Below are 13694 nucleotides of genomic sequence, written 5' to 3' on the forward strand. Positions count from 1 at the left end.
ACGTCAAATTCAGCGCGACCCAACTTGGTCTGCATAGCCTTGAGAGTATAAGTTCCGACACCCTTGGCCTTGCTGAAAAATAGAATACCCATATGTCTACATCTCGTGTTGTCGTGGGTTTGAGTGGCGGGGTCGATTCCGCCGTGAGTGCGTGGCTGCTGAAACAGCAAGGCCATGAAGTGGTCGGCCTGTTCATGAAGAACTGGGAGGACGACGATGACTCCGAGTACTGCTCGTCGCGTCAGGACTGGATCGACGCCGCCTGTGTGGCCGATGTGATCGGCATCGACATTGAGCACGTCAATTTTGCCGCCGAGTACAAGGACCGCGTTTTCGCCACCTTCCTCAAGGAGTACCAGAGCGGCCGCACGCCGAACCCGGACGTGCTCTGCAACGCCGAAATCAAGTTCAAGGCGTTCCTTGATCACGCCATGCGCCTGGGCGCTGATCGCATCGCCACCGGCCATTACGCCCGGGTACGCCACAACCCCGTGCTGGATCAGGTTGAATTGCTCAAGGGTTTGGATCCGCTCAAGGACCAAAGCTACTTCCTGCACCGCCTCAACCAAGCCCAACTGGCCAAGACGCTTTTCCCAGTCGGTGAGTTGCCCAAAACCGAAGTGCGCCGACTTGCCGCCGAGATCAAGCTGCCCAACGCCACCAAAAAGGATTCGACCGGCATCTGCTTCATCGGCGAGCGGCCGTTCCGTGAGTTCCTCGGCCGCTACCTCGCTAATCAGCCCGGTCTGATCAAGGACGACCGAGGCCGTGTCTTGGGCGAGCACGTGGGCTTGAGCTTTTACACCTTGGGACAACGCAAGGGCCTCGGGATTGGGGGCGTCAAAGAGCGCGGCGCGGTGCGCGGTGGCGGCGAGCACGATCCTTGGTTTGTGGCGCACAAAGACTTGGCGCGCAACGTGCTCTACGTCGTTCAAGGCCACGATCACCCTTGGCTGCAAGCCACCACCCTCAGCGCCAGCGACACCAGTTGGGTGGCCGGCAGCCCGCCATCCGCTGGATCATCTGGGTTGCTCAGCGCCAAAACGCGCTATCGCCAAAGCGACGCCACCTGTGAATTAAGCGCGGGTGAAGATGCAACAAGCATGCGGCTGGTCTTTCCTGTGGCCCAATGGGCTGTGACGCCGGGACAATCGGCCGTGCTCTATGACGGCGACGTCTGTCTGGGCGGCGGCGTGATCCACGCCTGCAACGCCCCCACACCCCGCTGACGCGCGTCCCAACCCTTCCTTCGTTCCCTTTTTCTGCTTCGTACCGAGATTCATTTGCCTTCTTCTCTGCCCAAGTCTCCCGCTGCCTCTGGCGCAGCCCCCCGCCCGCGTGCCTTCAACCTCGCCAATGCGCGTCATCAGGATCGGCTGCCCAAGCACCTGAGCCCCGAGCAGGTCCAGCGCTTGCGCCAAGCGGCGTTTCAGTTGCCCCAAGCGGTCACCGCTGAGGACTTTCTCAGCGAGCCAGCCACCTTCTGCGACACCGACCTGGACCAGCTCGGTCTGATCCTGCTGCAAAAAGCCATGCCGGGCGTGCGCCCGAGCCGCTGGATTGCGCCCGAGCAGATGGACGCTGCCCTGGCGCACCTTGAGGGCTTGAACCTCAATCCGCAGACCCACGCGCTGATGCAAAACCGCAGCGCCACCCTCGAAGCCTTGGGGGTGCAGCGCAACGGTTTGCATTGGGAGCGGCGTGCGCGCCAGTCCTTGCAGCTCCAAGCCCAAGGCTGGCGCATCGCCGTGGCGTTCACGGTTCGATTGGATGAAAGCGCGATCTGGGCCTTTTTCCGCCACGGCGATCTGGCCGCCTTGCAAGCCTCCTTCGGCAGCGCACCGGCGTATCCGCATGCCCAAGAACTCAGCGCTCACCTCGAAACCTTGGTCGAGCGCGCCGGCAGCCGCAATCCCGAACACTTGAGCTCCTTGCTGCCCGCGCTGCAATCCGAGTGCGCCTTGATGCAGGACTTTGCCTCGCTCAAGCACGCCTGCCTGCGCGCCTTGGAACGCTGGGAGCACCGCGCCCATGAAATCAACACCCTCGAAGACCTGAACAGCGAGCTGGCTTTTCAGGGCTACCCGGACACCTTTGAGCGCGCTAGACACCTAGAGCGCAAGGTCACGTTGCTGATCGGGCCGCCCAACAGCGGCAAAACCTACCAAGCCTTTGAGCGTCTCGCCAAGGCCGAAAGCGGCGCTTATTTGGCCCCGCTGCGCCTGCTGGCTCTGGAAGGGCGTGATCGCTTGCAAGAACGCGGCGTGCTGTGTTCGCTGCGTACCGGCGAAGAAAACGTGCCGGTTGAAGGCGCACGCATCACCTCCAGCACCATCGAGATGGTCGGCACGCGCGAGATCATCGACGTGGCCGTGATCGACGAAGCGCAGATGATCTTCGACCCCAGCCGGGGCTGGGCATGGACGCAGGCCATCGTGGCCGTGCCTGCGCGCGAGCTGTTCATCATCGCCTCCGAATACGCCGTCGAAACCCTCGAAGGCCTGCTGGGCTTGTGCGGCGAAAGCTGCACCATCCAGCGCTTTGAGCGCAAGCAAGCGGTGCAGTTGCTGCCCGCGCCCGTGCCGCTCAACGCCTTGCACAAGGGCGACGCAGTGGTGGCCTTCAGTCGGCGCGATGTCTTGATGCTGCGCGATCAGATCTCCGCCCACGGCCATTCGGTGGCGGTGATCTACGGCGCGCTGCCGCCCGAAGTGCGTCGCCGCGAAGCCGAACGCTTTGCCCAAGGCGCGGTCTCGGTGCTGGTGGCCACCGACGCCATCGGCATGGGCCTGAACCTGCCGATCCGCCGTGTGCTGTTCAGCACCATGACCAAGTTCGACGGCCAAGGTGATCGGCTGCTGACGGACTCGGAAGTGCATCAAATCGCTGGCCGCGCCGGGCGCTTCGGTCTGCACGAAGAAGGCTTCACGGGTGTTTTGAAGGAAGCTGAACCGTCGGCCGCCAAAACCTTGCGTCAGCTCCTGCCGCAAACGCCGCGTGCGCCGCGCCAGTTCAAAGCGCCGGTGGCTCCGAATGGCTGGCACATCGACACCATCTCGGCACGCTTGGGCAAGACCGGCCTGCACGACGTGCTCAAGGTCTTCATGGATCAGCTCCAGCTCGACAGCGCCCACTTTGCCGTGGCCGAACTCGAACAAATGCTGACCTTGGCCGAGCAGCTCGACCAAAACGCCGCCAGCTTGAATCTGCGCCAGCGTTTCACCTACGCCCAAGCGCCGGTCGATACCCGCACCGAAGCGCAAGTGCAGGCCTTCTTGAGCTGGGCGCGCAGCCACGCCGAAACCGGCATGGTCGCCAGCCCGTGGTTCCTGCACGAAGTGGACGAATACAGCCGCCTCGACCGCATGGAACAGGCCCTGCGCGCTTGCGCCCTGTGGCTCTGGCTGGACCTGCGCTTCCCCGGCGTTTACGCCGACGTCGCCGACGTCATCGACCTGCGCCATCGCCTGAACGACGGCATTGAGCGCCAGATCAAGAGCCACAAACCGCTGTGGCAATCGAGAACGGGCGGGCGGCCGCGCCAAGACCGCCACCGCTGATCAGATATCGATCTCCACCGCATCGCCGTGCAGCTCCATCAGCTCACGGCGGGCGGCGGCTTCACCCTTGCCCATGAGCTTGGTGAGCGACGCGGTGGTGGCGTCCACGTCGAGCGCGCCATGATCGACGCGCAACAAGCGGCGGGTATCGGGGTTGAGGGTGGTGTCCCAGAGCTGCTCGGCGCTCATTTCGCCCAAGCCCTTGAAGCGGCTGATGCTCAAACTGGCCGGGTCACGCACGCCTTCTTTTTTAAGCTTGTCGGTGACGGCTTGCAGCTCAGCAGCGTCCAAGGCGTAAATCTTGGTGGCCGGCTTTTTGCCCCGCGCCGGGGCATCGACCCGAAAGAGTGGCGGCTTGGCGACATAAATGTGGCCGGTCTCGATGAGCTTGGGGAAGTGGCGGAAAAAGAGCGTGAGCAGCAGCACTTGGATGTGTGAGCCGTCCACGTCAGCGTCGCTGAGGATGCAGATCTTGCCGTAGCGCAAGTTGCTCAAATCGGGCGTGTCGCCCGCCCCGTGCGGATCGACGCCGATGGCCACCGCAATGTCGTGGATTTCGTTGTTGGCAAAGAGCCGGTCACGCTCCACTTCCCACGTGTTGAGCACCTTGCCGCGCAACGGCAGGATGGCTTGGGTTTCCTTGTTGCGCCCCATCTTGGCGCTGCCCCCGGCCGAATCCCCTTCGACCAAGAACAGCTCGTTGTCGGCGAGGTCGCGGCTTTCGCAGTCGGTGAGCTTGCCCGGCAACACCGCCACACCTGAGCCCTTGCGCTTTTCAATCTTCTGCCCGGCCTTTTGACGCGCCTGCGCTTGGCGAATCACCAATTCCGCCAGCTTCTTGCCGTGCTCAACATGCTGGCCCAACCACAGATCAAAAGCCGGCTTGACGTAGGCACTGACCAAGCGCAGCGCGTCACGGCTGTTCAGGCGCTCTTTGGTCTGGCCTTGGAACTGCGGATCGAGCACCTTGGCGCTCAGCACAAAGCTGGCACGGCCAAACACATCGTCCGGCATGAGCTTGACGCCCTTGGGCAAGAGCGAGTGCATGTCGATGAAGGCTTTGATGGCGTTGAAGAGACCTTCTTTCAGCCCGGCCTCGTGCGTGCCCCCCGCCACCGTGGGGATCAAATTGACGTAGCTTTCACGCAGACTTTGACCCTGCTCGGCAAAGGCCACGCACCACGCCGCGCCTTCGCCTTCGGCAAAGTTCTCGCTCTCATGGCTGCTGGCGTGATGCGCGCCCTCAAAAAGCGGCACCAACGGCTCGGCCAACAGGCTTTGTTGCAGGTAATCGCGCAGGCCGCCCTTGTAGAGCCACGTGAGGGTCTCGCCGGTTTTTTCGGTGCTGAGCGTGACCGTCACCCCCGGCATCAACACCGCCTTGCTACGCAGCAGATGGATCAGCTCGGCACGCGGCAGCTCGGCGCTTTCAAAATATTGGGCGTCGGGCCAAACGCGCACCGCCGTACCGCTCTTACGCTCAGCGCGCTCAGCCGGACGCAGGGTCAACGGCTCAATCACGTCGCCGCCCGAGAAAACCAGCTGTGCGACTTGCTTCTCGCGCCAGACCGTCACGGCGAGACGCGTCGCTAAGGCGTTGGTCACGCTGACGCCCACACCGTGTAAGCCGCCCGAGAAGCTGTAAGCACCGCCCGAGCCTTTGTCGAACTTGCCGCCCGCGTGCAGCCGGGTATAGACGATCTCAATCACCGGCACACCTTCTTCGGGATGCAGGCCGAAAGGAATGCCCCGGCCGTCATCTTCAACACTGATGGAGCCGTCAAGGTGCAGGCTCACCGCGATGCGGCTGCCAAAACCCGCCAAGGCTTCGTCGGCGGCGTTATCGATCACCTCTTGGACGATGTGCAGCGGGTTGTCGGTGCGGGTGTACATGCCCGGCCGCTGCTTGACGGGCTCCAGCCCTTTCAGAACACGGATCGAGGCCTCGCCATAGGCGGCAGCGCTGGGGGGAACGGTGGCTTTCACAGGTACTTGACTAGACATATGGGCGCGGATTGTAGGGATGCGCTTCAGCAAAGAGAGATCGATCCGGTGTTAGCCTATGCAAATGGTCACTTTGACCGTTCTGAACCGTTTACCTGCCAACCAAGATCAGGATCATTGCCATGAAGATGCGCCCTCTCCTCCTCGCCGCTGCCACCACCCTGAGCGCTTTTGGCGCCCATGCGGGTTCCATCAACGCCCTCAACGCGCTGTCGCAGTCTGACTTCCGCCTGCTCAGCGAAGACTTGGGCGCAGCGGTGTCTTACAAGCCTTTGGTCCCCGCCGAAAGCCTTGGCATCATCGGCTTTGACGTCGGTGTGGGCTTGGGGGCCACCAAGTTGCAAAGCACAAACGTTTTGAACCAAGCCTCCGGAGGCTCGATCGATCTCAGCACCCTGCCCTTTGCCATGGTCCGCGCGCACAAGGGCTTGCCGATGAACATCGACGTGGGCGTGGCGCTGGGCACGTTGCCGGGCACCGGCGTCAGCACCAAGGGCGCTGAACTGCGCTGGGCCTTCTTGCCGGGCAGCATGGTGACGCCAGCGGTGGCGGTGCGTGGGGCTTATTCGAGCATGTCAGGCGTCTCGCAACTCGACGTCAACACCACCAGCTTGGATGTCTCCATCTCCAAGGGCTTCTTGTTCCTCAAGCCCTATGCCGGTGTCGGTATCGTGCAAGTCAAATCGACCCCGAACGGCGTGGCCTCACTGCAAGCTGAAAGCTTCACCCAACCCAAGACCTTTGTCGGCCTGAACATGAACTTCATGCTGTTGAATTTGGCGATTGAGGGCGACAAGACCGGCAGCAACACCAGCTACGGCATCAAGCTGGGTGTGCGCTTCTGAGTTTGCGATCAAAAGTGCGCATGAAAAGGCCAGCACATGAAAAGGTCTGTGCTGGCCCAGCTTACATGGGCAATACCTTGATCTGATAGGTCACATCTAGGCTGAATGTCCCCTGCGCACCTTGGAAATGAACCACATGATCACCGGGTGGTAAGGGCTTGAGCATGACGTAATAGCCGTCATCGACCGCCGGCCCGTAGGTCGCTTGTGGCAAGTTGCAAAACAGGTCACCGTTGGGCGTACTGATACTGAAAACAACCGACTGATGGCGGAAACGTTCCAAATGTCGAATCGGCACACCGTCGACTTGCGCGCTCAACTGCGCTCCCGTGACCCACGGGGCCACGAGGGTGCGCAAATCAGTGACTGAGACATGGACGGCGTCTTGACCACAGACGCCCGGTGAATCAAACGCGAAGGCATTCAGCAGCGGAAAGAACAAAGCCTTATTCGCCGGAATGGTGCATGCACGTTGAGTCACCCCTCCAAAGTTTCCAAACAAAAACCACACTGGTCCGCGTTGACCGATGGCACACGCCTCGCCGCTCGGGTCAAGCAGCGGATGAATGGCTGGTGGCATGGAAGCGACGAACTGCCACCACTGAGCGGTCCACTCGGGAAACGAGGTGCCATAAGGCGCAGCGGTGGGTGCAAAGTAAACCGCCTCTTCGGTGTCGTTATGAGGTTCGGCAACAACAACCGTTCCAGCCGTCAATGCCAAAGACACAGCCAACACATGGGCCAGCTTGTTGATCCCTGAAGTCTTCATGATGGCGCTCCATCAAGAGAAATAACGCCGCCTGAATGCACATACTTGGGGGTACCGGCCGACCACCATGGGCGGCGCACGCGAGACGGTGCGGCCAATGACTGCGCCCGAAGCAGCTTGCTATTAATCACAATACAGCGCTATGTCTAAGCCAACGTCACCCTCCATCCCTTTGCTGCCGATCACCCAAGTCTTGTTATTCAGCGGCCTGATCGTGACCTTATCGATGGGGGTTCGCCATGGTTTTGGCTTGTGGCTGGCCCCGATCACCAGTGCCCATGGCTGGAGCGTAGAAAGCTTCGCCTTGGCGCTGGCCTTGCAAAACTTGGTCTGGGGCCTGAGCGGACCGTTCACCGGCATGTGGGCCGATCGCCAAGGCGCACCACGGGTGTTGATGGTCGGAGGCTTGCTTTACGCCGCTGGCTTGGGTTGGATGGCCCTTGCTGACACACCCTTCAGCTTCGTGCTCGGTAGTGGGTTGCTGATCGGTCTGGCCCAGTCGTGCACCACCTATGCGGTAGTCTACGGTGTCATCGGCCGTAACATCCCGCCCCATCGACGCTCTTGGGCCATGGGGTTAACCGCTGCTGCCGGTTCTTTCGGTCAATTTTTGATGGTGCCGGTCTCGAACCAGTTCATCCATCAACTCGATTGGCAAGGTGCGCTCTGGGCGTTGAGCTTATGCGCCTTGCTCATCCTGCCCTTTGCCACGGGCCTACGTCAGCCCAAGACTTCTGTCCTTGGCATCGATCCCATGAAACCCGTCGTCATCGCGCCACCGACAGGTCCACAAAGCACGAAAGAAGCGCTGCTCGAAGCACTTGGCACACCCAGTTTTCTCTGGCTCAGTGCAGGCTATTTCGTCTGTGGCTTCCAAGTGGTGTTCATTGGCGTGCACATGCCAAGCTTTCTCAAAGACCAAGGGTTGTCCCCCGAGGTCGCCACCACATCCTTGGCTTTGATTGGCTTATTCAACATTTTTGGCACCTATGGCGTGGGACTGCTCGGCCAGCATTGGCCCAAAAACCGCTTACTTTCAGGGATCTATGCCAGCCGAGCCGTTGCCATCAGTGTCTTTTTGGCGCTACCCATCACAGCGCTATCGGTAGAGATCTTCTCAGCGGTGATCGGTTTACTTTGGCTTTCTACCGTGCCGCCCACCAACGCCTTGGTCGCCCAGATCTTTGGGGTCAAACATCTCTCGATGCTCGGGGGCGTGATCTTCCTGAGCCATCAGCTCGGCAGCTTCTTGGGGGTATGGCTCGGTGGGCGACTGCACGATCTCAGTGGCAGCTATGAGATCGTTTGGTGGATCAGCATCGCTTTGGGCGTGGTTGCCGCCTTGTTCAACACGGCCGTGCATGAAACACCCACCGGCAAACAGGCGCGGCCATGATTCAACAAATCCTGCGTTATCTGTTGATCGTCGGTCTTTTGGCGGGGGTTTTTCTCAGTTACCTCCGCTCCGATCTGGTCATTGATCTGGGCAATCGCCTATGGGGCTGCGGGTAACGGTGAAGCCCAGCACGAGATGTGTCGGGTGTCACAGTTAGAATCGCCCGATTCTGAGGACTGAACCCATCATGACACCCATTGTTGGCAGCATCGTGGCGCTTGTGACGCCCATGCACGAAGACGGTAGCGTCGATTTTGACGCCTTGCGTCGTTTGATCGACTGGCACATCGCTGAAGGCACCGCCTGCATCGGCGTGGTTGGTACCACGGGCGAATCGCCCACCGTGTCAGTCGAGGAACACTGCGACATCATCCGCGTTGCGGTCGAACAAGCCGCTGGCCGCGTGCCCGTGATGGCCGGCACAGGTGCCAATTCGACCCAAGAAGCGATTGAGCTGAGTCGATTTGCCAAAGACGTCGGTGCCACATGCACCCTCTCGGTCGTGCCCTACTACAACAAGCCGACCCAAGAAGGCATGTACCAGCACTTCCGGGCGATCGCCGCAGCGGTGGATATCCCGATGGTGCTCTACAACGTGCCAGGCCGATGCGGTGCTGACATGCTGCCAGAGACTGCGATGCGCTTGGCGCAAATCCCAGGCATCGTCGGCATCAAGGAAGCCACGGGCAACATTGAGCGCGCATGCTGGCTGATCCGTGAAGCCCCGGCCGACTTCGCCATTTATTCAGGTGACGACGGTACGGCTGTCGCGTTGATGCTTCTGGGCGGTCACGGCAACATCAGCGTCACGGCCAATGTCGCCCCACGCGCCATGGCCGATCTGTGCCGCGCCGCTTTGGCGGGTGATGCCCGGACTGCTCGCGAGATCCATCTCGGTCTGCTGCCGATCCACCGGCAACTTTTCGTCGAACCCAACCCGATCCCGGTCAAGTGGGCCATGCAACGCTTGGGCCACTGTGGCGGCACCATGCGCTTGCCCTTGGTTCCCATGTCAGCAGGCCTAGCGGCCGCGATGGATAACGCCTTGGTGGATGTTGGTTTGCTGCCCAAAGCTTGATTTGCCCATGACCCTGAAGCGCATGATCTCTACCCCACTGACTTTCTCGCCATCACTGCTAAATACAAGAGGGTGGTGTGTGACCGCCCTGAGCTTGGGACTGGTGGGTTTGGCGGGTTGTGCCTCTGACACGCCGATCACGTCCAAACTGGACTATCGCACCGTCACCGTGCATGGTCCGATCATCGAAATTCCGCCTGATCTGACCCAGTTGAATAACGACCCCCGCTATCAACCGATGGGTGGCGGCGGTGAGGCGATCAGTGCGAACGCGGCGGGCAAGGCAGCGAGTGGTGTCACAGACTCGACGTCTGTACGTACCACTGCAAGCTTGAGTCGCAGTGGCGTACGTGTAGAACGGGATGGCAATCAACGGTGGTTGGTCTCACCCAAACAGCCGGAAGACATCTGGCCCATTTTGCATAGCTTCTGGAGTGAGAACGGTTTCAAGATCAGCTTCGAACGGCCTGAAATTGGGATCATGGACACCGATTGGGCTGAAAACAGAGCGAAGTTGCCGCAAGATTTTATACGCCGTGCGGTGCTCTCCAAGATTGCCGAAGATAGTTATGACACGGGAGAACGAGATCGGTATCACACCCGTATCGAACGCATCCCCGGCGGAGGCACTGAAATTTATGTCAGCCATCGTGGCATCGCTGATGTCGGCGCGGGCGCAGGCGCGGGTCGGTTTCAATCCCGCCAGAACGATCCCAGCCTTGAAGCTGAGATGCTTTCACGTTTGATGTTGCGTTTGGCCAATTTGGATACTGTCGCACAACCATCGGGCACCGCACTCGCCTCCCAAGCCTCAGCCGCCGTACGCAATGCGACGCCTACGACGGCTCCCCGTGCACGCATTCTTCCTGGCAAACCCGCAGCATCCATGCAAATGGATGAGGCACCTGATCGTGCTTGGCGGCGGCTTGGCGTAGCTTTGGATCGCAGTGGCTTCACCGTTGAAGATCGCGACCGCAGTCAAGGTATTTACGACGTTCGCTATGTCGATCCCAAGTTGGCCGGCAAAGAAGAACCCGGCTTCTTGAGCAAGATATTCACGGAGACCAAGTCGGAAGGTTATAGCGGCACGCGCTATCGGCTGATCCTGAAAGAACTCAGCGCCACATCCAGTATCGTGAGTATTTATGATCCACAAGGATCACCGCAGAACGATGACAATGCGCACAATATCATCACCATGCTGGTCAATGAGATGCGTTGATCACGCAAAGCAGGCGGTTTGAAAACGTCTTTCTTGCAATAAAAAAACCGCCCAAAGGCGGTTTTTTTATTGCTCGCACGACAGCAGCACTTGGCTGCTGTCGAATGATCCGAATTACTTCGAAGCAGCAGCAGAAGCAGCCACAGCAGCGCCAGAGGCGGCCACAGCAGCGCCAGAAGCAGCGGCGTCAGCCGAAGCAGCCGAAGCGGGGGCAGCAGGAGCAGAAGCGACCACAGCGGCCGGAGCAGCAGGAGCGGCTTCCGGCTTTTTGCCACAAGCGGCCAAAGCAGCAACAGCGATCAGGGAAGCGATCAGGAGCGAGTTTTTCATGGTTATCCTCAAGTCAAAGAGAGTCAGACAATTACCGGTAATTGAAGGGCCTCCACGACGTACGTGACATGTGCGACACCGCACAATCTGCGCTTCCTTGTAAGAAACGGCTCGCCGATCAGCCCCAGCGAAGACACGGAAGGCTCGAGCACTTCCAAGCCTAGCCCATGATTATACATAGACAATGACCGTAAACTGGAACAACCCTCCATTCGAGGGCTAAATGTCTACGAAGTCAAGTCGTGGTAGCACGTAGCCAACCATCCTCGACCCATTGCTGCATCTGTGATTCGAGGTCTTTACCCGCACTCAGCAGCTCCGTCGACGTCAAACGACGGGCATCGGCCAACCGTCGCAACAACACGGCGTCCTGCCCGCCCATCAGCCAAGATTCCCCGTTCAGATACACATGATCTTCGTCGTAGATCATGCAGCTTCCAGGATCAAGCTCAATCCCTAAGCCCAAGTGCCAAGCCTGACCCGCAATGTATTGCACATTGGCCTTGGGTTCGCTCAAGTATTCACCCAACGCACGCGCCAAAGCACCTGGTTCATCAAGCAATTGCTTCAGTCCTTGAGCCGCAAAATCGACCATCGCCTTCGGCATACGCCCCGGCTGCATCGTTGCCTGCTGATCGGGATCACGATAGATATCCTGCGGATCGTCATCGCCGACAGCATCGGCCAATCTCAGCAGTGTTTCACGGGTCAATTCAGTGCGAAACGGTGAGCGAAAACCCACAGAACAGGTCATGCATTCACCACCTACAGCATCACCATCGTGGGCCCAGCCTGGCGGTAGATAAAGCATGTCACCAGGCTCAAGGACCCACTCCTCTTCAAACCGAAAGTTCGCAATAATCTTGACCGGCAGACTCGGGCGCAACACTGCGTCATCCATACGTCCAATGCGCCAGCGCCGGCGTCCATGAACTTGAATCAAGAAGACGTCATAAGAGTCAAAGTGCGGTCCAACACCACCGCCGTCACTCGCCCATGAAATCATCAGATCATCCAATCGGGCTTGTGGGACAAAGCGAAACTGTTCTAGAAGCTGCGCCGCTGCAGGTACATGCACGTTCAAACCTTGCACCAACACGGTCCATCCAGATTGATGCAAGGCAGGCAAACTTCGGCGGGACATCGGGCCACGTTTCAGGGTCCAGTCAGCATCAGCTTCAGGACCCGATCGGCACACCAACCGCGACTCCACCTCTTCTGAGGCCAGAAGTTGAAAGAGTTCAGCACGTGATACGGGTGGCTGAATGCCTGCGAATGCTTGACGCACCAGCCATGGTTTGCGCTGCCAATATTGCTCCATGAACTCATCAGGGCTCAGCCCCCCCAATTGCGCACAGGGCTTATTCAATGGTGGAACACTCAAAATCGGCTCTGGATCAGACAACACAGAAGAAGAGGAAGTATTTAGCATCCTCGCATTGTGCGGGAGTGCTCGTGTGCATGCGAAAATTACAGCCATGCATATTCATGATCCCTGTGTCGTCACGCTGATCTGGCGACTCGAAGACGCCCACGGACAGCTGATCGACGAACTTCCTGAGCCTTTGGACTTTTTCTATGGAGGCGAGGATTTGCTCGCCAAAGTGGAGGAAGTTCTGCTAGGGCAGCATCCCGGATTCACAACCACGCTGCACTTAGAACCCGAACACGCTTTTGGGGACTACGACGCCAACTTGGTGTTTTTCGAAGAGCGTCATCTCTTTCCAGAAATCATGGAGGCCGGCATGCAATTCGAGGGCCTCCCCAAGGGAAGCATCACCCCCAACATGCCTACCGACATGCTCTACACCATCACAGAGGTGTACGACAGCTATGTCGTCCTTGATGGTAATCATCCCTTGGCAGGCATTGCGCTGGTCCTCCAACTGGAGGTCAAGGACGTTCGAGAGGCTACCGCCGAGGAAATCGAACAGCGCAGCGTCGGAGACACTGGCTTCAGCATGATCAGCTTGGCACCGCCGGGCACGACACTTCACTGATCAATCCACCTCGCTCGACGGTCAATGCTTCCCCGTCGAGCCAAATCCACCCTCACCTCTTTCGCTTGACGCCATAAAGTCATTGACGAGGCGAAACTCAGCCTGCACCACAGGAACGATGACCAATTGTGCCATGCGCTCCATGGGCTGCATCGTGAATACTGTTTGGCTACGATTCCAACAACTCACCATCAAGGGCCCTTGATAATCACTATCAATCAGGCCAACCAAGTTACCAAGGACGATGCCATTCTTATGGCCTAAACCTGAACGAGGTAAAATTATTCCAGCGAGTCTTGGGTCGCCTATATGAATAGATATCCCTGTTGGAATGAGCTCAGTCTGACCTGGATGAATCTTGATCGGCTCACTCAAACAGGCCCGCAAGTCTAGCCCAGCAGAGCCAATCGTTGCGTATGATGGCAAATATTCCGCCATACGTTGATCGATGATTCTGAAATCAATAATCGTCATTTCATACTTTCATTCA

Annotated in this window: 12 protein-coding genes; 7 read left to right on the forward strand and 5 right to left on the reverse strand. The window is 59.0% G+C overall.

Going from position 1 to position 13694, the window contains the following annotated elements; all coding sequences use genetic code 11:
* Positions 1–92 precede the first annotated feature (92 nt).
* Entirely contained in the window at positions 93–1229 is a 1137-nt protein-coding gene (mnmA, locus tag AB3X39_RS06970; protein WP_369416639.1) for a tRNA 2-thiouridine(34) synthase MnmA, read from the forward strand.
* Between the two features lie 54 nt (positions 1230–1283).
* Positions 1284–3560, forward strand: a complete 2277-nt coding sequence (locus AB3X39_RS06975) for a helicase-related protein (RefSeq protein WP_369416640.1) — start codon at positions 1284–1286, stop codon at positions 3558–3560.
* On the opposite strand, the gene AB3X39_RS06980 is transcribed toward AB3X39_RS06975, so the two are convergent.
* Complete coding sequence (locus AB3X39_RS06980) at positions 3561–5564, reverse strand: DNA topoisomerase IV subunit B (protein WP_369416641.1); 2004 nt, start codon at positions 5562–5564, stop codon at positions 3561–3563.
* A 122-nt stretch (positions 5565–5686) separates the two neighbouring features.
* Between AB3X39_RS06980 and AB3X39_RS06985 the strand changes: the two genes are divergently transcribed.
* Positions 5687–6409 carry a hypothetical protein gene (locus AB3X39_RS06985; RefSeq protein WP_369416642.1) on the forward strand — a complete coding sequence of 241 codons (723 nt, stop codon included), beginning with the start codon at positions 5687–5689 and terminating at the stop codon, positions 6407–6409.
* A 61-nt stretch (positions 6410–6470) separates the two neighbouring features.
* Here AB3X39_RS06985 and AB3X39_RS06990 read toward each other — a convergent pair whose 3' ends face one another.
* Entirely contained in the window at positions 6471–7178 is a 708-nt protein-coding gene (locus AB3X39_RS06990; protein ID WP_369416643.1) for a hypothetical protein, read from the reverse strand.
* 142 nt (positions 7179–7320) lie between these two features.
* Between AB3X39_RS06990 and AB3X39_RS06995 the strand changes: the two genes are divergently transcribed.
* From AB3X39_RS06995 to bamC, 3 genes are all read left to right on the forward strand, one after another.
* Complete coding sequence (locus tag AB3X39_RS06995; protein WP_369416644.1) at positions 7321–8574, forward strand: MFS transporter; 1254 nt, start codon at positions 7321–7323, stop codon at positions 8572–8574.
* A 187-nt stretch (positions 8575–8761) separates the two neighbouring features.
* Positions 8762–9652 carry a 4-hydroxy-tetrahydrodipicolinate synthase gene (gene dapA / locus AB3X39_RS07000; protein ID WP_369416645.1) on the forward strand — a complete coding sequence of 297 codons (891 nt, stop codon included), beginning with the start codon at positions 8762–8764 and terminating at the stop codon, positions 9650–9652.
* A gap of 7 nt (positions 9653–9659) precedes the next feature.
* Entirely contained in the window at positions 9660–10874 is a 1215-nt protein-coding gene (gene bamC, locus AB3X39_RS07005) for an outer membrane protein assembly factor BamC (RefSeq protein ID WP_369416646.1), read from the forward strand.
* Positions 10875–10988: 114 nt separating this feature from the next.
* Here the strand turns inward: bamC and AB3X39_RS07010 are convergent, their stop codons facing one another.
* Together AB3X39_RS07010 and AB3X39_RS07015 are read right to left on the reverse strand one after the other, a co-directional pair.
* On the reverse strand, positions 10989–11204 hold the full coding sequence (locus AB3X39_RS07010) for a hypothetical protein (RefSeq protein ID WP_369416647.1): 216 nt from the start codon (positions 11202–11204) through the stop codon (positions 10989–10991).
* Positions 11205–11439: 235 nt separating this feature from the next.
* On the reverse strand, positions 11440–12525 hold the full coding sequence (locus tag AB3X39_RS07015; RefSeq protein WP_407069718.1) for a JmjC domain-containing protein: 1086 nt from the start codon (positions 12523–12525) through the stop codon (positions 11440–11442).
* Positions 12526–12682: 157 nt separating this feature from the next.
* On the opposite strand from AB3X39_RS07015, the gene AB3X39_RS07020 reads away from it, so the two are divergent.
* Positions 12683–13204 carry an FKBP-type peptidyl-prolyl cis-trans isomerase gene (locus tag AB3X39_RS07020; protein WP_369416649.1) on the forward strand — a complete coding sequence of 174 codons (522 nt, stop codon included), beginning with the start codon at positions 12683–12685 and terminating at the stop codon, positions 13202–13204.
* A 21-nt stretch (positions 13205–13225) separates the two neighbouring features.
* Here AB3X39_RS07020 and dut read toward each other — a convergent pair whose 3' ends face one another.
* Positions 13226–13678, reverse strand: coding sequence for a dUTP diphosphatase (dut, locus tag AB3X39_RS07025; protein ID WP_369416650.1), 453 nt, complete (start codon positions 13676–13678; stop codon positions 13226–13228).
* Between the last annotated feature and the right edge of the window lie 16 nt (positions 13679–13694).

Source organism: Leptothrix ochracea, assembly GCF_041083635.1.
Taxonomy (GTDB): Bacteria; Pseudomonadota; Gammaproteobacteria; order Burkholderiales; family Burkholderiaceae_C; genus Sphaerotilus; species Sphaerotilus ochraceus.

What these genes read in the sequence shown, in the direction of transcription:
- AB3X39_RS07015 (WP_407069718.1), bottom strand. Translation starts at nt 12,525, where the DNA reads ATGGAGCAATATTGGCAGCGCAAACCATGGCTGGTGCGTCAAGCATTC.
- mnmA (WP_369416639.1), top strand. Translation starts at nt 93, where the DNA reads ATGTCTACATCTCGTGTTGTCGTGGGTTTGAGTGGCGGGGTCGATTCC.
- AB3X39_RS07020 (WP_369416649.1), top strand. Translation starts at nt 12,683, where the DNA reads ATGCATATTCATGATCCCTGTGTCGTCACGCTGATCTGGCGACTCGAA.
- AB3X39_RS06985 (WP_369416642.1), top strand. Translation starts at nt 5,687, where the DNA reads ATGAAGATGCGCCCTCTCCTCCTCGCCGCTGCCACCACCCTGAGCGCT.
- AB3X39_RS07010 (WP_369416647.1), bottom strand. Translation starts at nt 11,204, where the DNA reads ATGAAAAACTCGCTCCTGATCGCTTCCCTGATCGCTGTTGCTGCTTTG.
- AB3X39_RS06980 (WP_369416641.1), bottom strand. Translation starts at nt 5,564, where the DNA reads ATGTCTAGTCAAGTACCTGTGAAAGCCACCGTTCCCCCCAGCGCTGCC.
- dut (WP_369416650.1), bottom strand. Translation starts at nt 13,678, where the DNA reads ATGACGATTATTGATTTCAGAATCATCGATCAACGTATGGCGGAATAT.
- dapA (WP_369416645.1), top strand. Translation starts at nt 8,762, where the DNA reads ATGACACCCATTGTTGGCAGCATCGTGGCGCTTGTGACGCCCATGCAC.
- bamC (WP_369416646.1), top strand. Translation starts at nt 9,660, where the DNA reads ATGACCCTGAAGCGCATGATCTCTACCCCACTGACTTTCTCGCCATCA.
- AB3X39_RS06995 (WP_369416644.1), top strand. Translation starts at nt 7,321, where the DNA reads ATGTCTAAGCCAACGTCACCCTCCATCCCTTTGCTGCCGATCACCCAA.
- AB3X39_RS06990 (WP_369416643.1), bottom strand. Translation starts at nt 7,178, where the DNA reads ATGAAGACTTCAGGGATCAACAAGCTGGCCCATGTGTTGGCTGTGTCT.